22 protein-coding genes are annotated in these 22722 nt (G+C 40.9%); 12 read left to right on the plus strand and 10 right to left on the minus strand.

The genetic code is table 11. The features are described 5' to 3' along the window. Positions 1-44: 44 nt before the first annotated feature. Both JF53_RS14660 and JF53_RS14665 read left to right on the plus strand, forming a co-directional pair. The gene (locus JF53_RS14660) at positions 45-746 is read left to right on the plus strand and encodes a helix-turn-helix transcriptional regulator (protein WP_047980167.1); all 702 of its coding nucleotides are present in this window, start codon (positions 45-47) and stop codon (positions 744-746) included. After that, complete coding sequence (locus tag JF53_RS14665; RefSeq protein ID WP_047980166.1) at positions 747-2432, plus strand: recombinase family protein; 1686 nt, start codon at positions 747-749, stop codon at positions 2430-2432. Here JF53_RS14665 and rlmH read toward each other — a convergent pair. Then, entirely contained in the window at positions 2406-2885 is a 480-nt protein-coding gene (gene rlmH, locus JF53_RS14670; RefSeq protein ID WP_047980165.1) for a 23S rRNA (pseudouridine(1915)-N(3))-methyltransferase RlmH, read from the minus strand. The genes JF53_RS14665 and rlmH overlap by 27 nt on opposite strands. 316 nt (positions 2886-3201) lie before the next feature. Here rlmH and JF53_RS14675 point away from each other — a divergent pair, with 316 nt between their 5' ends. Genes JF53_RS14675 through JF53_RS14690 form a run of 4 tightly spaced genes read left to right on the plus strand, consistent with a single transcriptional unit; the run spans position 3202 to position 6647 of the window. Next, on the plus strand, positions 3202-3945 hold the full coding sequence (locus JF53_RS14675) for a hypothetical protein (protein ID WP_047980164.1): 744 nt from the start codon (positions 3202-3204) through the stop codon (positions 3943-3945). Positions 3946-3993: 48 nt separating this feature from the next. Continuing rightward, positions 3994-5262, plus strand: a complete 1269-nt coding sequence (locus JF53_RS14680) for a polysaccharide deacetylase family protein (RefSeq protein WP_053071847.1) — start codon at positions 3994-3996, stop codon at positions 5260-5262. Positions 5263-5303: 41 nt separating this feature from the next. Beyond that, the gene (locus JF53_RS14685; RefSeq protein ID WP_083443648.1) at positions 5304-6194 is read left to right on the plus strand and encodes a M23 family metallopeptidase; all 891 of its coding nucleotides are present in this window, start codon (positions 5304-5306) and stop codon (positions 6192-6194) included. A 45-nt stretch (positions 6195-6239) separates the two neighbouring features. Further along, complete coding sequence (locus JF53_RS14690; protein WP_053071846.1) at positions 6240-6647, plus strand: bactofilin family protein; 408 nt, start codon at positions 6240-6242, stop codon at positions 6645-6647. An 83-nt stretch (positions 6648-6730) separates the two neighbouring features. On the opposite strand, the gene JF53_RS14695 is transcribed toward JF53_RS14690, so the two are convergent. Next, on the minus strand, positions 6731-8092 hold the full coding sequence (locus JF53_RS14695) for an ankyrin repeat domain-containing protein (protein WP_047980162.1): 1362 nt from the start codon (positions 8090-8092) through the stop codon (positions 6731-6733). Between the two features lie 138 nt (positions 8093-8230). Next, positions 8231-8557 carry a helix-turn-helix domain-containing protein gene (locus JF53_RS14700; protein WP_083443650.1) on the minus strand — a complete coding sequence of 109 codons (327 nt, stop codon included), beginning with the start codon at positions 8555-8557 and terminating at the stop codon, positions 8231-8233. 153 nt (positions 8558-8710) lie between these two features. On the opposite strand from JF53_RS14700, the gene JF53_RS14705 reads away from it, so the two are divergent. From JF53_RS14705 to JF53_RS14720, 4 genes are all read left to right on the plus strand, one after another. Then, entirely contained in the window at positions 8711-9262 is a 552-nt protein-coding gene (locus JF53_RS14705; RefSeq protein WP_047980161.1) for a GNAT family N-acetyltransferase, read from the plus strand. Between the two features lie 2 nt (positions 9263-9264). Then, a complete protein-coding gene (locus tag JF53_RS14710; protein ID WP_047980160.1) occupies positions 9265-9648 on the plus strand; it encodes a nucleoside 2-deoxyribosyltransferase in 384 nt (127 codons plus the stop codon). A gap of 23 nt (positions 9649-9671) precedes the next feature. Beyond that, positions 9672-10265, plus strand: coding sequence for a histidine phosphatase family protein (locus tag JF53_RS14715; protein WP_047980159.1), 594 nt, complete (start codon positions 9672-9674; stop codon positions 10263-10265). A gap of 130 nt (positions 10266-10395) precedes the next feature. Further along, the gene (locus tag JF53_RS14720; RefSeq protein WP_047980158.1) at positions 10396-11382 is read left to right on the plus strand and encodes a phosphotransferase; all 987 of its coding nucleotides are present in this window, start codon (positions 10396-10398) and stop codon (positions 11380-11382) included. A 273-nt stretch (positions 11383-11655) separates the two neighbouring features. Here JF53_RS14720 and JF53_RS14725 read toward each other — a convergent pair whose 3' ends face one another. Next, positions 11656-13371, minus strand: coding sequence for an ABC transporter ATP-binding protein (locus JF53_RS14725; protein WP_047980157.1), 1716 nt, complete (start codon positions 13369-13371; stop codon positions 11656-11658). 264 nt (positions 13372-13635) lie between these two features. Here JF53_RS14725 and JF53_RS14730 point away from each other — a divergent pair, with 264 nt between their 5' ends. Next, positions 13636-14016, plus strand: coding sequence for a DoxX family protein (locus JF53_RS14730; protein WP_236686960.1), 381 nt, complete (start codon positions 13636-13638; stop codon positions 14014-14016). Between the two features lie 323 nt (positions 14017-14339). Here JF53_RS14730 and JF53_RS14735 read toward each other — a convergent pair whose 3' ends face one another. Then, positions 14340-15533 (minus strand): S1C family serine protease, encoded by a 1194-nt coding sequence (locus JF53_RS14735; protein ID WP_047980156.1) that lies wholly within the window; start codon positions 15531-15533, stop codon positions 14340-14342. Positions 15534-15706: 173 nt separating this feature from the next. Between JF53_RS14735 and JF53_RS14740 the strand changes: the two genes are divergently transcribed. After that, on the plus strand, positions 15707-16612 hold the full coding sequence (locus JF53_RS14740) for a nuclease-related domain-containing protein (protein WP_047980155.1): 906 nt from the start codon (positions 15707-15709) through the stop codon (positions 16610-16612). A gap of 499 nt (positions 16613-17111) precedes the next feature. On the opposite strand, the gene JF53_RS14745 is transcribed toward JF53_RS14740, so the two are convergent. The 5 genes from JF53_RS14745 to yycF are packed head-to-tail and all read right to left on the minus strand — an operon-like array spanning position 17112 to position 22678. Beyond that, positions 17112-17897: an MBL fold metallo-hydrolase gene (locus JF53_RS14745; protein WP_047980154.1), complete on the minus strand. Its 786-nt coding sequence runs from the start codon at positions 17895-17897 to the stop codon at positions 17112-17114. Continuing rightward, positions 17894-18823, minus strand: coding sequence for a two-component system regulatory protein YycI (locus JF53_RS14750; RefSeq protein ID WP_047980153.1), 930 nt, complete (start codon positions 18821-18823; stop codon positions 17894-17896). The genes JF53_RS14745 and JF53_RS14750 overlap by 4 nt, the downstream gene beginning before the upstream one ends. Before the next feature lie 2 nt (positions 18824-18825). Further along, on the minus strand, positions 18826-20145 hold the full coding sequence (locus JF53_RS14755) for a YycH family regulatory protein (protein WP_047980152.1): 1320 nt from the start codon (positions 20143-20145) through the stop codon (positions 18826-18828). After that, positions 20145-21968 (minus strand): cell wall metabolism sensor histidine kinase WalK, encoded by a 1824-nt coding sequence (gene walK, locus JF53_RS14760; protein WP_047980151.1) that lies wholly within the window; start codon positions 21966-21968, stop codon positions 20145-20147. Before walK ends, JF53_RS14755 begins: the two co-directional genes overlap by 1 nt. A gap of 5 nt (positions 21969-21973) precedes the next feature. Next, complete coding sequence (gene yycF, locus JF53_RS14765) at positions 21974-22678, minus strand: response regulator YycF (protein WP_047980150.1); 705 nt, start codon at positions 22676-22678, stop codon at positions 21974-21976. Between the last annotated feature and the right edge of the window lie 44 nt (positions 22679-22722).

Consider the following 22722-nt stretch of genomic DNA (forward strand, 5'->3'; position numbering starts at 1 on the left):
ATCTATGTAAAGAATTAAATTTTATTTTTTGGAGGAACTGTACTATGAATAGTTACCATTTAAATGAAAAAGATTATGAATTACTTAAATCAATGACCCTCGGGAAAAAGGTTAGATACTTTCGAAATCTAATGTCAAATCTACACCCAAAATCTAGATATTCAACAGCAGAGCTTGCAAAGAGAATAGGGGTAACACCCCAATCCCTAACTTCTATCGAAAGAGAGGAAACTAAACGCCCTTCTTTCGATGTAATCCAAAAATTAAGTAAAGAGCTTAATGTACCAATTGATGTTTTCACTGATGATTTTTATTTAGAACGTGATAGATCAGATATCACTCTACATCAGAATAACAGCACATATTCAGTTCAGGTTAAGTTCCCATCAACTAATGATTCAGATAACTTCCAGATTGGTTACCTTTTGTATCAGCATCTTGAAGGTGATGAGGTAAGAATTATACTACATGAAAAGCCTAACGGGACTTTCGAAAATTCACAATTGATTAATGTGTTAGCTCAGCAATTATCTACTATTGAGTTAAATAACATCTTATTAAACAAAGAGGATGGTCTTACGTACTCAACCAATACTAAGAGCCCTTATAGCAGGGCCTTAGAGGTGTATCATGATTTATACCAAAAAGAAAAGCACCCAATCGGTTCATATTCTACTTGGCAAGAACTATTAGCAAATTACAATGAGCATGCAAAATATCACACAAAAAGGAAGGTGAAAGAATAAATGGAGTACATTAAAAAAGCTGTCATTTACGCACGAGTCAGCACAGAAGAACAAGCAACTGAAGGCTTTAGTATTAAAGCCCAGGTATCAGAACTTTACCGACAAGCTGAGTTATTAAAGATGGAAGTAGTTCATGAATACATAGATGAGGGGGTAAGTGGCAAAAGCATCTCAGGTCGCCCTGAAATGAAGCGACTACTTACTGATGCCCGACAGAAGAAATTTGATATCGTCCTTGTCTATAAACTAGACCGTGTTTCTAGAAAGCTAAAAGATGCATTGGAAATTAGTGATGAACTTGAACGCAACAATGTCCAATTAATGAGCATACAAGAAAACTTTGATACAACAACCCCTATGGGTAAAATGGTGTTTCAAATGATAAGCTCATTTGCAGAATTAGAACGAAATACCATTGTTGGACGTGTAAAGATGGGTATGACCGAAAGAGCAAAGCAGGGAAAATTCAACGGGGGTCTTTGTCTAGGATACGATAGCGTTAATAAGCATCTTGTGATAAATGAAGATGAAGCACTTATAGTGAAGGAAATATTTAATTTAGCTGAGCAAGGGTATGGATTAAAAGCCATTGCAAGACGAATTAATGACATGGGTTATAAGACAAAGCGTGGAAGGCTATTCTCCACAAATGGTATTAAACAGATTTTGGACAATCCTATGTATATTGGAAAAATACGCTTTAACCAGGTAGTAGACTGGAATGAGAAACGTCGCAGTGGGAAAAACGCCAATTATATTCTTGCAGATGGTGAACATGAGCCAATCATTACTCAAGAACAATGGAGTAAAGTACAACATATACGTCAAAAACGGTCTGTAAAACCCTCTCGTTCATCAGAGCCTTATATCCTTAGTGGACTTTTAAAATGCCCTGCTTGTGGTCATGGAATGGTTCCTAGCCGTTCCAAAGGAAGCTCAGGACAAACATACCGCTACTATACTTGTGGGGAATATCATAATAAAGGTAAGCAAGCATGTCGTCCAAATTCCATTCGAGCAGATAAAGCTGAGCAACAAATATTTGAGGAACTTACTAGAATTGTCTCTCAACCAACTGTTTTAAGAGAAATCATAGAAGAAACGAACAAACAAAGAGTTCATTCAACCGAGCCAATTCAAGAGGAAATAAAGTTGGTACAAAATAAGATAAACAAATTAACCAATCATATAGACAAGCTCATGAACGCTTTATTAGATGGGGACATTCCACAGGAAATTGTTAAACCAAAGTTAGTGTCTACTCAGGAACAAAAGCATCAACTAGAAAAACGGCTGGAAGCATTAGGCACTGAGCTTGCAGAATCCAATATAACACCTATTGATTATGATTCAGTGAAACAACTATTAGGGGACTTTAAACAACTACTTACTCAGGTTGCACCAGAGGAACAAAAATTACTACTCCGCTCCATCATTAAGGATATACAAGTTTCATTAGATGCACCTCGTGGATTAGGACGTCATATTACGAAAATTAACCTATTCTTTGATTTTACAATTGATGCAATGCATGATAGCTACGAGCTTCTTGAAAAGATTTATCCAGACCTTGAACAGCAGTTAGATACCTGGTCAACGAGCGCAATTTCATACGGTAAATATAAAAGGGACATGCTTGAGTCCCTTAATAGTTTACCCTTATTTATGGTACGGTTCTCCCCTTAAAATCCGAAACCCCCGATAAACCTGCTCAAGCAGTATCAACCGCATCACCTGATGTGGAAACGTCATCTTCGAAAAGGACAGCGCAAAGTCACTCCGCTTCTGCACCGCCCTACTAATCCCAAGCGATCCACCAATCACAAACGCAACCTTACTCTTCCCATACGTGGCAAGCTCGTCCATTTTCGCTGATAGCTGCTCAGACGTCAGCATTTTCCCATTGATCTCTAACGTAATCACATATGTATCGGGACTAATATGGGAGAGGATTCGTTCGCCTTCCTTCCGCTTCACCTCGGTCATTTCTGCTTCGCTCATGTTTTCTGGGGCTTTTTCATCAGGCACTTCGATGATGTCTACTTTGGCATAGGCCGTTAGTCGCTTTAAGTATTCATCTATTCCTTGCTTGAGGTATTTTTCCTTCAATTTACCTACCGATACGATGGATATTCTCATGATTTTACCGTCCTCTTTGCTGTTATCTAGTATTAGTGTATCAAACCACAGAAATTTTAACAGCACTTGATTTTTTCACTTTTTTGCTCTTTATTTTGGTAATTACAGGAGAAATCGCCACATTTTAAGGTTTCTGTCAGATTTTTTTCGAAAATTACCTACTTATTTCCTATAAAACTATTATTCTTTATTGACATTCCTCGACATAGATTTACAATAAATAGTAGGGAAGTCTAATGAATCGATTTAATTTTACAATGAAAATAACGATAACAGATATAGATAGTCGAACTATAGATTAAGAGAGGGCGATTGGATGACGAAGGAAGCAGAGAAAAAAGGACTAGGTTGGTTTAAGGGAAACCGAGCTGCTGATGAGACAGAGGGCTGGGAAAATTTAATCATGGAGAAGGAAACGGCGGCAGAAGAAGCAGAAATTCCTGTACCGGTGCAAGCAACCGAGAAGGAAGAAGCTGCAGCAAGTAACGTTTTCTCCAAAGAGAACCAAGATAAGATCTCCCTTGATTTGGTCGTTGCTGTGGAAAACATGTTAAAAGATCGCCAATTAGTTCGCTATAAAAATAGTGATCTGGATAAGCGTCTACAAGAAGCACACGAGACGATCAATCGCTATAAGCATGATTTAGAACAACGTGATCACCTCATCCAGGAGAAGAATAAAGAAATTAATAACCTGGAAGGTAGCTTAACCAATAAGCAAATGAACTATGATCAATTGCTTGAGGATTATAAGGATTACCAACAGAAATCCAATACCGAATATGAGAATCTATCGAATCAGCTAGAGACATCACAGGATAAATACGCGAAGTTAAATGAAGAGTTCACGAATTACAAGTATGAAAACATGCTGAAGATTACGGAACTTGAAGAGAAGATTCGCAGTATGGAAATTGCCAATAAGAAATATGTGGCGCAATACAACCAGATTCTCGATGAGAAGCGTGAGTTAATGCAGACGATCAATGACTTTACCGAGCGTATGTCGTTCTCCTTCGCACCGAAATCGAACACAGCTAGTTCTTCTGAGCAAGAATAGCTATCCTACTAGAATCATAGACTTCATAGAGAAAGGAGGCGTAAACAGATGTATCCGATTAAACTTGTTAAGCTAACAGGAATAGAAGAGTTTGAGAATAAGTCCTTTTTGAAAATCTCCATACAGCTAGACCGCGAGGCGGATTATTACTGGCAGGTAGATCATGAGACGGCGCATCATCTAGCTTCGGTCACGGATTTTGATAGTGGTTATTTTTACCGGATGTCGTTTAAATCGCATCGGGATTCCCTTCAGAATGTCTATAAGAGCTCGATTACCCAGACATACCGGGACCAAAGTAAGGCGCTCGAGTTTATTTGTTCACAAGCGTATTTACAGGAGCTCGAACAAATTAAGCAGGTTGCTTATATTGAAGGCTTGGACAAGCTTCCGTTCTTATTTGAACAATTAGTACCGGAAGTGCCAGAAGAGCTTCCAGAGATTGAATATGAGAAGCCGAGTGAAAAGCCTGCTAAGCGCAAGAGCAAGAAAGCCAAACCGAAATTCTCTCGTATGCTTGTAACAGCGATCATCACGATTGCAGCTATTATCTTTACGTATACTGGTCATTCCTTATTAACGACTGCTGTTGCAACACCAGGGAAAGATGCACTGGAAGAGAAGGAATCGGAGAAGGATGCAGAGGCACTTCCAGAAGAAAAAGTGGAAGCTAGTCCAGAGACGGCGATTTCCGAGGAAAATATTACGATTGAAGAAGATCAGCCTGTGATTCCGTCGTACACACTAGAAGACACGGTTGCTTACGGTATTCCGGATGGGATGGTTGCCTTAACCTTTGATGATGGACCATCGGAGTTTTCCGTGGAAATTATGGATACGTTAAAAGAACACGAGGCTGGGGGTACCTTTTTCTTCGTGGGAACGAATGTGAAGAAGTATCCAGAGTATGTGGATTATATTTTTGAGAATGGATATTCCGTTGGAACACATTCGATGACCCATTCCAATCTATCGACCTTGTCTCATACCACCCTAGAACAGGAGCTAGTGGAATCTAGTGAACTAGTGGAGGCTATCACCGGGGTAGATGTGACCTTGTTCCGCCCGCCATTTGGCAGCTGGACAGATGCGACGAAGGATATCGCTGAAGAATTGAACCAAAAGGTCGTGCTTTGGAATAATGACCCGAAGGATTGGGAGACTCGTGACCGTGATAGTATCGTACGTCACATCAAGACAACCGATGTATCTGGCTGCATTATTATCCTGCACGAAACCCAAGCAACGATCGATGCACTACCAGAAATTATCGATTATTTACAAGGCAAGGGTCTTGAGCTTGTTATGCTGCGATAAGAATGGTGGTTTACTAGTTTACTAGAAAGGAGATCGGATGGTTGAAGCGAAAGAAAAAGCGAAACAAGAATAGCCTGTTAACCTTTACGATTCTTTCAAATGATGCGAATCGGAATGCTACCAGGTTCCGTATTCCACGGTTTCTGCTGTATGTTCTTTTTGCCCTACCGATTATTCCCGTCTTAGCACTTATCTATTATGTCAACGTCAATCTCAACCAACAGGCTGAGATTGATGAGCTTTCAGGGGATTTAACACTCGAGGTAGCAAAAAGTGAACAGCTCCAAGAGACCGTAGCGATATTGGAAAATAAGACTGGCGAGACAACAGAACGCTTGGCTGAACTTACTGAATTAGAACAACAAATGCGTACATACATAGATGAATTACCAACAATGATTGAGCCAAGTGGTGGCTTACATATTGCCATTGAAGATACCGAAACAGCGGACGGATTATCATTATTATCGTCTGAGGAGTTAGTAGATCGGTATAAAGAGACACTTGCTGCGGTGGATAAGGTTAGTGAAGAAGTTCGCTATACCCCAACAGCCTGGCCAACGGTTCCCAATACCTTTACATCGGACTTCGGTGTACGGGATGATCCATTTTACCAGTCCTCTGCCTTCCATAGTGGGGTAGATATTCGTGGTAGCGTCGGCACACCGGTTTATGCAACTGCCGATGGTACGGTGACACTTGCTCGGTATAATGGGGAACTTGGAAATTGTATCCGAATCAAGCACTCTGGAACCTATACAACTGTCTATGGTCACCTCAACAGTATTGATGTTGAAGTAGGCGACGTTGTCCAAAAGGGTGACATTATTGGAACAGTCGGTAGTACCGGCAGAAGTACAGGACCACATTTACATTATGAAGTTGTGAAAAACGGCGAACCGGTTGATCCGAAGCCTTATTTTAATTACTAAGCAGAACAGAATATGACGAGGAACAGCGAAGAAAGGAAGCGACTTATGATCAGTAAGAAAAAGGATGAAAATGTGATTGAAACCATTATCGGTTCTGACACCGTCATCGAAGGAAAAATCACGCTACCAACGAGCTTACGCGTTGATGGAAAAGTAATCGGTGAAATCATTAGTAGTGGCGATGTCTACATCGGAAAAGATGCCTATGTAGAGCCTAGTATTAAAGCGAAGAATATTGTGATTGCCGGTGAGGTTAAGGGCGATATTGAAACGACAGAAAAGGTTCAAATCGAAGCCAAAGGGAAGCTATCTGGTAACGCAACATCCCGCGGGATTGTTATTGATGACGGTGGCGTGTTTAATGGTAATAGTAATATTATCGAGCCAGAAGAGACTGGGAATAAGAAAAAAAATAAACAAGCGAATAAAGATAAAGAAGCCGTTTCGAATTAACGGAATGGTATTGCAAAGGTCCTCTCAGTGCTGTATGAGAGGACCTTTTTTTCCGTTGGAAGCATTTCTTCCTATATTTTTCATTAATACGTGGATTTTATCTGTTCCAGCCAGCTGACCATTTCATCGTTGATGCCCCATTCGGCGAAAGGCATGTCCCAAACTTTGTAGTGGTAGGTATTATCCTCGATTAATGGGTCAGCACCATGATAGAGTAGGAATTTTGCCGCTTCTAATTGATTATAATAGACCGCAGACCATAGTGCTGTCTCACCAATAATACTTTGCTGGTTGACGTCTACGCCTAGTGCTACTAATTCTTCCATCAATTTTAAATTTCCATTTTGCGCTGCAAGCATTAACGGGGTGTAACTATAGGACATCGCCCGTTCCGATTGATCCCAAACTAAATAGCCAGGATCTGCCCCGATTTCTAATAGATACAAGGCGGTATCGGTTTTATTTTGCTGGATGGCAACGTGTAATACTGGTTCACCGTCCGGGTTTACTGTCGCTGGATCTGCCCCGTGCGCAATCATCGCTTTTACCATTTCAACATTCCCATATTGTGCTGCTTCATGGATGAAGGTCGTTTTGAAATAGGGTGATTGATTTAAGTTGGTACTAAATAAGCGATTTAAATCATAATCATGTTCATCGAGCGTTCTTTTTACTGCTCCTGTATCACCATTCCAAATAGCGTATAAGAGCTGGTCATCAGCAGGGCTCATATCTAATGCCGCCTCTGATTCAGCATTTTCAACTGGAACGGATGTATCTGTTTCGCTGTTCGTTACCACGTCTCCAGCTACTTCGGTGTCACTGGTTTCCGGAAGTGATGGTGGCAGTTGTTGTGATTCAGCCATCATTCTAACTTCCTCAATAAAGTCTTCAATTGACATTTCTGCGATTAACTCAAAATATGCCTTGTCCGCTAGAATATAAGCGATTGCCCGATTTTCCTCATTAAACGTAAAACTCAGAACCGTATTTTCACCTAGAATAATGATTCCCATCTGTTCAAATAGATACGGATCGTATGTCATGTATTCATGGCGAATGGTATCAAAATCGTCTTCGTTTCCAACTCCTTTTGCTGTCTTTAATGACGAATTTGCATTAACCACGACTGCCTTCAATTCATCGGAACTAGCATCAAACGAAAACCCAAGCCCACGGTCCTCATATTCATAGGTGTAACCCCCAGTTGATTCCTCTGTAACGTCACTTGGTTCTCCAAATAATTCTTCTATTTTATCAACTGGATCATAGAGTGCAAATCCATGTTCGATAAGCTCGTCTTCTAGTAAATCTGCTTCTTCCGCTTCCTTGAAAAAGGAGCGACCATCCCCATTTTCTTTTTCCTCTTTACTTGCAGTCTCGGATTCACAGCCGAAAAGTATTAGTACGATAAAAGCAATAATTACTGTATGAAATTTTAACAACTGCATGACTCTCCCTTTATGTCTACACTTCGTAGATTTCTCTCTATTTTTAATATTGCTTAATTTATTTTACCGAAATTGCTGAGAAAGGTAAATATATCGATGGCAATATTTGGTTACGCGCTTACTTAACGGATGCTAACGCACTGACAAGCTCGTCAATTTGTTCTTTTGTTGCTGGATTATTGCTTCTTGCTTTTCAAACTCCCTCCGCTTCTCCTCCAATTTCTTGATGGTGTGATGAATTAGCTCTTTTGTTCCACAGCCATTATTCCGCTTCACATCAAATAGCAGTTGAATCTCGTTTAATGACAACCCCATGGACTGCATTTCTTTAATTGCCAAAAAATCATCCACGTCCTTTTGTTGATACATCCGGCGATTTGCTTTCTTACTATCCTGTTGGTAATTAGTTCTCGACTCATCAACGGGAGAATTGTTTTTGGAAAAAATCAGTGGCAGCATTATCTCGTTACTGGTAGTTTTCTTATTCTAGTCACGATAGTACATGTGCTTAATTGGTAGTTTAATTGTTTTCATTATAACAAAACTTTCCCCACTAACGCCGCCATTACCCCTATGATATGATGAACTAAAGCACAGTTTGGAGGGGATGGGTTGTTTACTTTTGATATAAACGAGAACATCAGGTTAAGACCGCTTCATCTCTTTGATGCTCGGGAGGTTTTTGAGCTTACCGATCGTTCCCGTGTGTATTTACGAGAATGGTTGCCATGGGTTGACCAGACGAGAACGATCCGTGACTCTGAGGAATTTATTCAGCGAGCCGAGGATATGTTTACCCGTCAAATCGGATTAACACTAGGAATCTTTTATCAGGGACGGCTCGCCGGCGTGGTTGCGTTTAATTATGTTGATTGGGCGAACCGGATTGGGGCGATTGGTTACTGGCTTGGTCAGGATTTCCAAGGCCATGGGATTATGACACAAGCAGTGGAAACGTTAATCGATTATGGGTTTTACCAATTAGGGTTAAATCGAATCGAGATTCGTGCTGCCTATGAAAATACGAAAAGTCGTGCCATCCCAGAACGACTCGGCTTCCAACAGGAAGGGCAAATCAGGCAGGGAGAATGGTTGTATAATCATTTTGTTGATCTGGTTGTCTATGGCATGCTGGCGGGGGAATGGGAAACCAGGAGGATATAGCCGTGAAATTTTACCTAGCATCTGGATTGGAAAATAAAGCAATCGTCCAATATGTTCGTGACCGTCTTGTTGCAGCGGGGCATATCCATACGTATGATTGGACGTTGAATAGTCGGGCTACAACGAAAGAAGCTTTACGACAGATTGGTATTGCGGAAAAAGAAGCAGTCGCAGCGAGTGATGTCGTGATCGTCCTCCTCCCTGGCGGCAAGGGCACCTATACCGAATTTGGCATGGCATTGGCCCTGGAAAAACCAATCTATCTGTATTCGGAACAACCTATTAGCCTAGCAAATGCCGCCACCTTTTACTTTGTGGATGGAGTAGCACATGTTGACGGGGAAATCGATAGTTTCATCGATCAACTTCTAGACGTATATCAGTAATAATGGAAGGGAGACGGAAATACGTGACGACGATTTATTTAGTAAGACACGGGGAGACCGCGTGGAATGCAGAAAGAAGAATGCAAGGACAGACGGATATTCCATTAAATGAAAAGGGTATGCAGCAAGCAGATGCCTGTGGCGCTGCATTGAACCCCGCGGATTACAACATCATCATTTCTAGCCATCTAAAACGGGCAAAGCAAACAGCTGAAATCATTAATACGTATTTACAGCTTCCCTTCGAGCAAATGGAAGAGTTCGCCGAGCGGAGTTTCGGTGATGGCGAAGGGCTAACAATGGATGAAAGGCTAGCACTTTATCCCGATCATCAATTTCCGAACCAAGAGGAATTAGAGGATTTCTCCAATCGAATTATGGGCGGGATGGAAAAGGTCGCGGCCACTTATCCTGGTAAACAGGTCCTCCTTGTTGCCCATGGTGCGGTCATCAATCGTATTTTATCGATTGTATCGAATGGTGAGCTCGGCTCTGGCAAAACGATGATTGAGAACACGAGTATTACGACAATATCGCTAGCAGATGGCCAATGGATCATTCAGAATTATAATCAAATTGACCATTTGCAACGCTTGGAAACACAGCCACCTGTTTAAGTGGTGGAGCTACTATTCTAGTGGCTCTTTTTTTATTCAAAAAACAGAACATATATTCTTGTTTTTGCGTCATATATCAGGTATAGTGGTTGTATAATAAAATTCTGAAAATGATAGGTGGAGGTGACGAATGGAGCACACAGTAGCCGAAAAGGCATTAGTAGCAGATCTTTTAACAACTGCCGAAAACGTATTTGGGTTTACAGCAATCCACGCCGAGCCGATTCAACGTGGCTGGTTAAATTTGAAATGGAGGCTAGAGACAGATGCCGGAACCTTTCTCCTTAAGCAATATAATCGGGAGCGTTTAAAAAAATATTCCATTCCCGATTTGGAGCAGGTGTTCACCAAGCAAAATCACTTACATACACTCGAATTCCCGTGTCCTGGTATCCTGTCCGTTGGTGCCAACCAGCATTTTATTCAGTCACAGGGTGGTGAACTGTTTATCGTGATGGACTATTGTACGGGAAATAACCTACCACCCGGAAAATTATCTCGTGAGCAATGCTATGCACTTGGGCACGAAGCTGGGAAGCTCCATTATCAGCTTCGCGAGCTACCACCGAAAAAGCGACCCGTGTTTACACCACCTGCTACTTCGGATCGTGTACGATACTGGGAGTCGGTCAGAGAGGAAATGCGTCGTGAATCGAAAGCACATCTTGTCCCGATGATAGAAAAGCAAGTGCAGTTAACGAAGGGGTTATCGCTTACTGACTTGGATGTAGCTGCCACCGGCTGGTCACATCGCGATTTATGGGTGGATAATCTGTTGTTTACGGATAATCAGCTATCGGCCGTGCTTGATTTTGACCGGATGAATTATGATTTTCCCCAATTAGATGTTGGACGAGCAATTATTTCGAGCGCATTAGCAGACGCTGAATTGGATATGGAAAAGGCTAAAGCCTTTCTGGAGGGCTATGCTGATTATCAGGTATTTGGCAAAGGATTTCTAACGAAGGCATTGAAACTATTATGGTATATGGAAAGTGTATGGTGGCTGGATTTAGCTATGGACGAACGAAAAGGGCCGCCAAAGCGATTTGTGCAGGAGATGCTTTGGTTGTCAGAGCATTTAATGGAATTGGAAGAATTGGTGGATGGCAATTAGATGAGGGGTTAATGGGGGAGGGATTATTTGAGCGCGAAATGGATTGCTGTTGCTGTAGGCAATAGGAATTAGCTATTCTTGATTGGGTTGGCATTCGCGTTATTTTTACATTTCCCGGGAAATATCGACACTTGTGATGGGAGCAGATGGTTGGCCAGCATTCTAATTTTCAGGAGTGCGGGTGTTGGGCTTCGCCTCCGCTCTCCGCAAACAGCCTAATGCAAGCAATAAAAAAGATTTGCCACCTCTATTACAAGTGGCAAATCTCCCTCTCTACTGCATCTGCACCTTATGCAAATTCGCAAATACACCATCACGTTTTAATAATTCTTGGTGACTTCCTTCTTCTTCGATTCCTTTTTTCGTCACAACCATAATGCGGTCTGCATTGCGAATCGTTGCTAATCGATGGGCAATGATTAGGGTTGTCCGGTCTTTCGCTAAATCATTTAATGCTTCTTGAATGATCATTTCCGTTTCTGTATCTAGTGCCGATGTTGCTTCATCCAAAATTAAAATTGGTGGATTTTTTAGGAACATCCGGGCAATAGCAATCCGCTGCTTTTGACCACCAGATAGCTTCAAGCCACGCTCACCAACCTGGGTGTCATACCCATCTGGTAATTCATTAATAAATTCTTCCATATGTGCTTTTCGTGCTGCTTCCCGAATCTCTTCTTCAGTTGCATCAAGCTTTCCATAGGCAATATTTTCTCGTAATGTCCCAGTAAATAGGAACACATCCTGTTGCACAATCCCGATATTTTCCCGTAAGGAACGCTTCGTCATATCACGGATATCCATGCCATCAATTGTGATTTGTCCACTATCCACATCGTAGAATCGCGGGATTAACGCAGAGATAGTTGTTTTTCCAGCTCCAGATGGGCCAACAAATGCAACGGTCTCGCCAGCATTAATGTTGAAGCTCATCGCCTTGATGACAGGGCCTTGCGTTTTTTCATAGCCAAAAGTTACTTTGTGGAAGGAAATATAGCCTTTCAAGTCCTTCACTGCTACGGCATCTTTGCGATCTTCTACATCTGGATCCGTGTCTAAAATATCGATGAATCGTCTAAAGCCAGCCATTCCTTTTGGATATAACTCAAGTAAAGCACTGATTTTATTAATTGGATTAAATAATACATTGGTAAATAAGATAAAGCTCACTAGTTCCCCGTATGTCATCGCATTATTAAAGGTCAGCCAAGCACCATAGACGAGAACGATAAGAACGATTAAGCGCATCATCATATAAATATTCGAATGAACAAAGGCCATGACCTTATACGCTCTAACTTTTGCTTTGCGAAAATTATAATTGTCCTTTGTGAAGCGTGACATCTCATGATCTTCATTGGTAAAGGATTGGACAACACGCACTCCTGATACGGCATCCTCGACGCGACCATTCACCTCAGCGATTTCCTCATACATCGATTTCCACGCTTGGTTCATTTTAATATTGCTGTAGGTAATCAGCCAAATCAAGACTGGCACGATGATTAAAATGATAACCGATAACTGGAAATTAATATTGAACATCAGGGCAAATGCCCCAACAAACGTCATAAAGGCAATAAACAAATCCTCAGGACCATGGTGGGCAAACTCACCAATATCGAATAAATCATTGGTAATTCTACTCATAATATGACCTGTCTTCGTGTTATCAAAAAAGCGAAACGATTGTTTTTGAACATGGCGGAACAAGTCCTGACGCATATCCGTTTCCATGTTCACACCTAATTTATGTCCCCAATATGTCACAATGTATTGCATAAAAGTACTTAGCAAATACACAGCCAACAGCGAGATACTGACAATAACGATTAAATCCCAATTTTCGGTTGGCAGCAATTGGTCAATAAATTCTTGTACGGCGACCGGGAACGCTAACTCCAGGATAGCGACAAATACCGCACAGGTAAAATCAATAATAAATAGCCGTTTATGCGGCTTATAATACGAGAAAAATCGTCGTAGCATTGGTTGCACTTCCTTTATCTAGTTGGTATTTATCATTTCATTCATGATTTCATCTAGTAAACAAACACATCTCTTTATACTATACATTTTTGCATCGTAGAAAGAAAATTATATGTTTGGTTTTTTTTGAATTTAAGGAGGGCTTGGCTATTCCGTGATTGCTTGTCAAGTTTGTCCGATTTTTTGCATATGCATTACTAGAACGATCATTGGTTTTGCGGATTGTTTGTACTGGGCATGATTTTTAAATTGGGGGAGATTTCGATGAAGCTAAGTATGAATTTAGGCAATTGGCTATGTTATGTGGTTGGGTATGTGTTTATTACGTCAGCAATTATGAAACTACTCGTATCATCCAATTTTGTAGCAACGTTTTATAATCTTGGGGTTCCATTTCCTGCGACGACCGTTTTTCTCGTGGCAATAACCGAATTCATTTGTGGCGTCTTGATTGTAGGTGGGATGTATGTAAAAAAAGCAACGATTCCACTGCTTGTCATCATGGTCGTTGCCATCTATCTTACCAAGCTTCCCGTCCTTTTTGATGAAGGGCTATTGGCATTTGCATTTCAGTCTCGGCTCGATTTTGTCATCCTCATTCTCTTACTGTTACTCAACCAACATGTGCGCGGTAAGAAATTTTAATTGAAAATTTAAGTATTAACAGCTTATACACGATTTTTCATGAAGTTATGCACAAAGTTATCCACATATGCACAAATGTTCGTAGCTATTTAGTATCCGAACAAATATTCACTACAAAATATAGATATTCGCTTCCCTTTATACACATAATGTGCATAACTTCTGAAAAATGTGGATAAGTAGTGGGGATTTGTTCGCTAAATCTTTTTGCTTATGGGGATTTTTTGTGTATAATTGTTTCGTTTCTCTTGTATGAGATGGCTTTATCGGTAATTAAAAGAAGCTATCTCGTATCTTTTTATACGAGATAGCTCCACTTTCCTTTACTGCTGTACGCCTAGCTCCATTGACGTAGTATGTTTTTCTCCATTTCGGTAATAGGTAATCTCGAGCGTGTCCCCGATTTCTTTTTCCTGATACAAAATCTTTCGTAGGTCAATCATGTTCATAATGGGCTTGCCATCTAAGTGGGTTATGACATCTAGTCGCTCTAGTCCGGCTTGTGCGGCTGGGGATAATGGTTCAATCGTCCACACATAGACACCGCCCTCGACATCCGCCGGTAATTGCAAGGTTTCTGACCATTCCATCCGCGGGATTTCCTCTAACGAATAAATTTCTACTCCCATATATGGCCGGCGCACCTGCCCTGTTTTTTCTAATTCATCGATGATCGGGCGTGCTGCATCAATTGGGATGGAGAAGCCAATTCCTTCTACCGCCTCTTGATTAATTTTCATCGAGTTAATCCCAATTAGCTGAGCATCCATATTAATCAAGGCGCCCCCGCTATTACCGGGATTGATTGCAGCATCGGTTTGAATAACCTCCGCTTGCCAGTCGGCTCTTCCGTCCATATTAAAATCCTGTGGAATCGTCCGCTGTGTCCCACTTACGATTCCTTGGGTAACAGAGCCGGAAAACATATGCCCTAGAGGGTTCCCGATCGCAATAACTGGCTCACCAACCTTCAAATTCTCTGAGCTTCCAAGCTCAATCGGCTGTTCAATCGAGTCGCCGTCAACACGTAATACGGCGAGGTCTGAGAATAAATCCTCTCCAAGCAGTTCCGCTTTTAATACGGTGTCGTCACTCAGTAGCACCTCTATCTCATCGGCCCCTTGAATGACGTGATAATTGGTCACCACATAGGCGTAACCATCTTCCTTCTTATAAATTACACCAGATCCTGTGCCGGCTTCACTAGCCTCTTGCTGTTCCCAAAAATCGGCTTGGTGCTGGATGTTTGTAATCCCGACAACCGTTGGTGAAACAACATTTACGACCTCCGTAATTCTGGTGGACACATCGAGGGAAATAATTTGCTGATTACCGTTTGCACCCTGATTATAGTTACTCGTTCCCTGATTTGTGGTTGACCCCATTTCCAAAACTCTCGGAACCGCTACTGCCACCAATAAAATCCCAATGATGACCCCTAGGAATAAGGGCAGCACCCAGCGATTTTTACGATTGCGGTGCGGGTTTGGTGGATAATGATCATTATAATAGCCCATGCACATACTCCTTTTTACTAGCTTAAGCCTAGTTTAAGCTATCTTTGCTATTTCTATTATAGGCTTTTTGCGTTGGATTAAACCAATTTAATCGTGATTTTGATATAATTTTTAAAATGTTTTGCAATTTATATGGGTTTGTACTAGAGTTTTCAGTAGAAAGGAAGTGGAATATGGAATATAAAACACGACGTAAATCGCGAGCGTTGAAAATTTTTAAACTATTAGCTGCTAGAATGCCATTAACCGATGCCGACAATCAGTACTACGCCAATCTGCAGAAAGGCCATGAAGGGGAGGAAAGATTCGATTCGCTGATTCAATCACTCGAATGCGACTATCTGCTGCTGAATGATCTGTTATTGAAATTCAACAACACCACGTTTCAAATCGATTCGTTATTAATTTGCTCCGATGCCATTCATCTCTTTGAAGTGAAAAATTATGAAGGTGATTTCTACTACGATTCCGACAAGCTGTATACAAAATCGAATACAGAAATCATGAACCCCCTCATCCAATTAACCCGCACCGAATCCCTACTGCGCCAACTACTGCAACACCTTAAGCTCTCACTCCCCATCAACTCCTATGTGGTTTTCATTAATCCCGAATTCACGCTATACCAAGCCCCGCGCAATACAAGCTTTATTTTCCCAACCCAGCTTAACCGATTCTTAAAGCAATTGACTATTAGTGCGGGAGCTTTAACAACGAAACACAAGCAACTTGCTGAAAAGTTGGCATCGCTACATATGGATGACTTTCCATTCCAGCAATTACCTAGTTATGAGTACGAGCAGCTGCGTAAAGGGATTGTTTGCCGGGAGTGTGGTTCGTTCCAGGTTACTATTGTGGGGAAAAATTGTGTTTGTAGGAATTGCGGGGAGCGGGAGTTGGTCTCAGATTCCATTTTGCGTGGTGTTGATGAATTTAAGTTGCTATTTCCTACTAGTAAAATCACTACAAAAAATATATACAACTGGTGTAGCATCATAGATTCTAAAAGGAGGATATCAAGAACTCTTGAAAAAAATTTTACTAAAGTTAGCAGTAAACGTTGGACCTATTTCGAATAAACGAGAATACTAATATCGTAATAGTACTTCTCGCAATTACTGCGCTCTAATCGTTAATCTCACACGTACTATGTTTATTTCAATAATTAACTGAGTTTTAAATTTTTACGATTAGACAGTTGCTTTGATTCTAGGTTGGCTTTTGTCATTTAGACGATTTCTATTGGACAATCCTCTTAATTTAAGACTGCTTAGTAACTTTTAACAAATTGCTATTTGACATTTTAACCGCGTATTCATTAGCTTTTGTCTATTGGCACATTGCAATTGGACATTTCATTCAAGTAAGCACTAGCTTTTGTCCAATAACACACGTTTAATGGACATTTCTTCTCGTAATAGCTGTGCTTTGTCTATTAGCTGACCTCTAATGGACATTTCATTCGAGAAAGCATTGCTTTTAGTCTATTAGGCCAAACCACAGCTAAATTTATGCCCAATAACAAAAAAAGCAGGGCAACTGCCCCGCTAATATCACCAAATCACCCTAACCCGCTCGCTACCCAACCTCATACATCACTGTAGGCACGCCTGGGTCGGTATCGTGCAAATCAACTGTAATCCCGCGCTCTTGCAAGACTTGATTGACAGACATCCGTGCTAAGTCTTTCATATTATTGTCTTTGCTCAAGTGGGCTAGGTAGATGCGCTTCGTGTTATTATCGATAACGTCGGTTAAGGCTAGGCCGCAGTCTTCATTGGAGACGTGGCCGGAGTCGCCTAGTATTCTACGTTTAACGCTCCATGGGTAGTGGCCCATTCGGAGCATACCGACGTCGTGATTCGCTTCGAAAATGTAGGCGTCGGCGGATTCGATGGTCTTTTTGATGCGTTCGGATACGTAGCCTAGGTCGGTAACGAGGGCTACTTTTTTCCCGTTGTTGCGGAAAGTATAGAACATTGGCTCGGCGGCATCATGGGAGACGCCGAACGATTCGACGTCGATGTCACCGAATGTCTTCACTTCTTCCATGTTAAATATGAATTTTTGGTCTAGGGATAGCTTGCCGATGGAGCCTTCCATCGCTTTCCACGTTTTTTCATTTGCATAGATTGGTAGATTATATTTTCTCGCAACGATACCTAAGCCTTTGATATGATCACTATGCTCATGGGTTACAAGGATGCCTGATAATTCTTCTGGTGCGACATTGACTTCTTGAAACAGCTTGTCCATTTGCTTCCCGCTAAGGCCAGCGTCGACTAAGAGTTTCTCTTTTTCTGATTCGATATAAAATGCGTTTCCCGTACTCCCTGAGGCTAAGACGCTAAAACGTAATGTCAATTCTCTTCACTCCGATTTTCTTCTCCTAGCTTGGTCAAAAATAATGCTAGCATACTTTCTTTAAATTCATCTTGCTCGATGATAGTCTGTGTGTTGCTGATGCTGATTTCTAATACACTCGCTACAAAATCATCATTAACTGGGATAACTTTCCCTTCGATTCCGTTCACAAAGCGTTCTCCAGAATTGTTAATCGTAATCTTCCACGTGGGAACTAATACTTGGCGACCACTATTCAATGGCAGCATCGTCTGGTAACCAAGCTCGACGTCGGTCACTTCATCCTTCGAGAATAATACGTTATTTTCATATAAGGTATATACCGCTTGGAACGGTTTAATAAGCGAGCGCTCTTCATTCACAACCTCTGGTTCACCTAGAACAGATTGTGTATAGGCCACGATTTCATTGTTTTCATTTAGGTAAGCAAAAATCAGGCCACTCTGATTATAGTAAACAACTTTATCATTCTGTTTCTGGAAAAATGTCAGGATATTGCGCTCTTTATCCCACGAATCCAGGCTGTATTGATCCCCCATGTACACTTGGCTCAAGACGATCTGTGTTAATTCTTCATCCGTTGCCTTGGCTGGTATTTCAGGTGGGTCATCAAACCGGGAAATAATAAAATTATTATTCACGACCTCAATGTCTTGGTTTTTCGCTTCTTTAATGAGATCTATTTCCTCTTGGGTGAACGTTTTTTTACTAACGATTAATGATTCATTAGCGGTTGCTTCTGGTAAATCCTCCGTCACCTTAATATTTTCTGACTCCAGCTGCCTTTTTTCATGCTCGGTCTGCTGGACAACCTCTGGTGAGTCAAAATCCTCATTGGTTTGTTTTTGCATGACGATAACAATCAAATAAATATTAAGCAGGAAAAAGCAGAGGATAAATATTGTTTTAATTTGACTCCATTGCATCCTCAGCTCACTCCTTTACTATGATTGGTTTCATCAAAGTTAATGTACGCCCATTCCCCGTTCACCTTAATGAGCCAGGATGGGTATAAGGAAAAGGTACTGCCTTGCAATTCGGAATAGCTTAACCGATAACCTAGCTGTATATCTTCTATTTGTTCGATTTCATATATCGAATTGTTTTTCAAGTACTTGATTAATTCTGACCCCGTCTTTTCTAATTCAAAATTATCCTCAAACGGTTGAAATATCGTATAAAGTGGTCGCCTATACTCCGATAGTTCATTATCAATCCAAAGCTGTTCAATCGATGCCAAATTATTGCCATTAAAGACCGGATAGCTATTATAGTACATTTGGTACCGGATGAAATTTTGCGGTGTATTGATACTTTCTAGTCGATAGGATTGGCCAAAATCGCGCATCCAACCCTTATAGCCGTTGATGCTTGCAATGCTCCTATCTAATAAATCCATTTTACCGAGCGGCTCTGAATTTTCCTGTGGATTTACATATTCCATACTGATTCGATTTGGAAAAATTCGCATGGAACGTTGTCCGTCCTGATACCACATTTCATTATCATCGGTGACATTTTCAATGACAGAATAGGCATCCGGTGCAAAGAATAAGGCATTTTTCATCAAATTCGGATCAATCGGTTCAATATTAACGGTGTATCCACTCATCTCCGGTTCACCGATTGGTACATAGATTGGATAGTCTGATTCTTCCAGTTCAGTATATTCGGTTAAGCCATCTAACGTATTAAAATAATAGGTAAGCAGCTCATGTTTTTGTGAATTATTGGCTTCCGCGACAACTTGTGTTTGCCCATCGGTTGATAGGAAGCTAAAGGTTACCGAATTATCCGTTTCTAGCGTAATATACATCCGCTGGAATGAAAAATTACGAACCGTCGACAATTCCTCTACATTATTTAATGTAAATAAGCTCGAGATTATTTCCAATGGTAGTACCTCTGGAAAAACAACCTCCACGTTAAGCTGGTCGTCTGGCGGTCCACTGGCCTCTTGTGACCGGACATTATAGAGCACCCAGGTTTGCATGTCTTCATAAAGCTTCTCGCGATCAGCTGGATTGGTAAAGCCAAAGTGATATTGGTATTTATTAAACATCACCGTGCTTGGTCGGACTAGCGTTTTTTTCGTTTCTTCCACGCCGCCCAGGTCAATCTCATCCACTAAATCATCATCATCGGCATTTTCCTCATAGGGCTGGTAGCTCCATAGGCTAAACGTCAATATTAAGCTAATACCAACTAAAATGGCTAACGTATAAGACTTAATGACTTCAATATTCATTAGCTATTCCTCCGCTTCTTACCCATTAGCGGGAGTGTAAATAATATTGTCGTGCCTTTGCCTTCTTTACTCTTCGCCCAAATTCTGCCGTGATGTGCTTCTACTAATTCCTTGGAAATAGCAAGGCCAAGACCTGTTCCGCCAAATTTCCGTGTCCGTGCTTTATCCACTCGGTAGAATCGTTCAAATATTTTCTCCAATTTATCATAGGCGATTCCCATTCCCTCATCCTCAATGGAAATCATCAATTGATGGCGCTGCTTCACGACTTTACAGGTGATTTTGCCACCTTCTGGGGAATATTTAATCGCATTAGAAATAATATTATCAATAACTTGAATAAGCTTATCCTTATCAATCCAGACATAGAGCTTTTCATTTGGTAAATCACGAATGAATTCAATATGCTCTGGAATATTCATCTCAAACCGATCGATAATATGATGGAATAACCCAATAAAATCAGTGCGTTCCTTTTGAAGTGGATGCTCTTTATTATCAATTTTCGAAAGCTGTAGTAAATCATTCACCATTCGAATCATACGGTCTGTTTCGTTTTGGGCCACACCTAAAAATTTCGGTGCAATCTCTTTGTTTTCCCATTCCCCTTCGATTAATGCCTCGACATAGCTTTTCATCGTCGTCAGTGGCGTGCGAAGCTCATGGGAAACGTTCGATACGAATTCCCGGCGTTCCTTCTCGATTTTTTCTTGCTCGGTAACATCACTTATAACTGTAATAAAGCCTGTCACATCGTCATCATCATCCATCACCGTGGAGAAGTTAGCACGGATTAGGAAAATATCATTTTCATCACTAAAGTCTAAAATCATCGAGCCACTTTCTTGTAGCTCGGTTAAATCCTCTAATTTCTCATCTAGCTTTAAGACATCGATGATATTTTGCCCATAGCTTTCCTCTGGACTAACGCCAAGCAGGATGCCTGCCGCTTCATTCATGAGCGTAATCGCACCTGTTTCATCGGTTGCTATCACACCATCAGACATATTTTCGAGGACGGAATTTAGCTTGCTCGTTTCTTCCTCTGTTTTTGCATGGGAAAATTTTAACTGATCGGTTAAATCATTAAATGCAATCGCCAATTGGCCAATTTCATCGGTTCCATACACATTTACCTTTTGTGTGAAATCACCTTTCCCCACGATTTGCGTTTGACGGCGAATTTCCATAATTGGTTTGGTAATAGCACGTGCCACCAGGATTCCGAGAAAGGCAGATACGACAATTGCCCAAACTGAACCATTGAAGAAGATGCGATTAATCTCTTCTAATTGATCATAAATATTCTGAAACGGTGCTTCCACATAAATGGCACCAACTATTCGATTCTCATCATTAATTAAAGGCGTAGCAACGCGATAAATTCGATTGCCATCCTCATCTAATTGCTTATCATCCCGTTCATCTTCCATCAGAAGAGCAAGCTGGATAATTTCTAAGGTTGATTTTTTCCCCACATCATCCTGCTGGGAAGACTTATTCGTCGCAAGAATTCGACTCTGATTATCAACAACAAGTAAATTCCAATTATTATTCGTATCAATATCTCGAATAATGCCTTGTAAATCTTGTTGAAGCGTATTTTCGTCCTCTTCCGTACGATCCTCGTTAAACGCATCTTCTAGGTAGTGACTTAATACATCAATTCTACTCTCGATCGATTCGATAAAATTAGTCGTTAATTCCTTCTCTAAGGAATGGGAAAAATAGGAGCCAATTACCTGCACGGCCACTAATAATAACAATATAAAAATGATAATAAATTTCGCTTGTATGGAGCGAAAAAAGCCAACTTTATGCATGTAATCTACTCCTGATCAGGATTACGTAAATAATAACCAACACCGCGTCGTGTCACGATCCATGCTGGGTTACTCGGATTCTCCTCTATTTTCTCACGCAGTCTTCTTACTGTTACATCCACGGTTCTGACATCACCAAAATAATCATAGCCCCAAACCGTTTCTAGTAAATGTTCTCTCGTCATTACCTGTCCAATGTGACGCGCTAAGTAATGCAATAGCTCAAATTCACGATGGGTTAACTCGATTTCCTTGCCATCTCTTGAGACGGTATAGGCATCAGGGTGGATCACAAGTGAACCGATCGCAATGTCTTTGTTTTCTCTTGTTGAATCTTCTGGTACATTCTGCTGCCTGCGAAGATTTGCTTTGACACGAGCAATTAATTCACGATTGCTAAATGGCTTGGTTACATAGTCATCTGCTCCAAGCTCAAGACCTAATACTTTATCAATTTCGGAATCCTTTGCTGTTAGCATGATAATCGGCATGGTTTGCGTTTTGCGAATCTCACGGCAAACTTCATTACCATCTTTATTTGGAAGCATAATGTCCAATAGGATTAAATCTGGCTTTTCTGTTTCTGCTAATTTGATTGCTTCATCACCATCATAGGCGCAAATAACTTCATAGCCTTCTTTTTCTAAATTAAATTTCAATATATCTGCAATTGGTTGTTCGTCATCTACTACTAATATCTTTTGTACCACGATATCACTTCCTTTTTTAGTTTCATCTATAATTTTCGTAAAGA

The organism is Ornithinibacillus contaminans (genome assembly GCF_001038425.2).
GTDB classification, from domain to species: domain Bacteria; phylum Bacillota; class Bacilli; order Bacillales; family Amphibacillaceae; genus Ornithinibacillus; species Ornithinibacillus contaminans.

Coding starts and splice junctions, on each gene's coding strand:
- JF53_RS14735 (WP_047980156.1), bottom strand. CDS start 15,533: ATGGGCTATTATAATGATCATTATCCACCAAACCCGCACCGCAATCGT.
- JF53_RS14665 (WP_047980166.1), top strand. CDS start 747: ATGGAGTACATTAAAAAAGCTGTCATTTACGCACGAGTCAGCACAGAA.
- JF53_RS14730 (WP_236686960.1), top strand. CDS start 13,636: ATGAAGCTAAGTATGAATTTAGGCAATTGGCTATGTTATGTGGTTGGG.
- JF53_RS14690 (WP_053071846.1), top strand. CDS start 6,240: ATGATCAGTAAGAAAAAGGATGAAAATGTGATTGAAACCATTATCGGT.
- JF53_RS14725 (WP_047980157.1), bottom strand. CDS start 13,371: ATGCTACGACGATTTTTCTCGTATTATAAGCCGCATAAACGGCTATTT.
- JF53_RS14675 (WP_047980164.1), top strand. CDS start 3,202: ATGACGAAGGAAGCAGAGAAAAAAGGACTAGGTTGGTTTAAGGGAAAC.
- JF53_RS14740 (WP_047980155.1), top strand. CDS start 15,707: ATGGAATATAAAACACGACGTAAATCGCGAGCGTTGAAAATTTTTAAA.
- JF53_RS14720 (WP_047980158.1), top strand. CDS start 10,396: ATGGAGCACACAGTAGCCGAAAAGGCATTAGTAGCAGATCTTTTAACA.
- JF53_RS14680 (WP_053071847.1), top strand. CDS start 3,994: ATGTATCCGATTAAACTTGTTAAGCTAACAGGAATAGAAGAGTTTGAG.
- JF53_RS14750 (WP_047980153.1), bottom strand. CDS start 18,823: ATGCAATGGAGTCAAATTAAAACAATATTTATCCTCTGCTTTTTCCTG.
- JF53_RS14755 (WP_047980152.1), bottom strand. CDS start 20,145: ATGAATATTGAAGTCATTAAGTCTTATACGTTAGCCATTTTAGTTGGT.
- walK (WP_047980151.1), bottom strand. CDS start 21,968: ATGCATAAAGTTGGCTTTTTTCGCTCCATACAAGCGAAATTTATTATC.
- rlmH (WP_047980165.1), bottom strand. CDS start 2,885: ATGAGAATATCCATCGTATCGGTAGGTAAATTGAAGGAAAAATACCTC.
- JF53_RS14660 (WP_047980167.1), top strand. CDS start 45: ATGAATAGTTACCATTTAAATGAAAAAGATTATGAATTACTTAAATCA.
- JF53_RS14700 (WP_083443650.1), bottom strand. CDS start 8,557: ATGCTGCCACTGATTTTTTCCAAAAACAATTCTCCCGTTGATGAGTCG.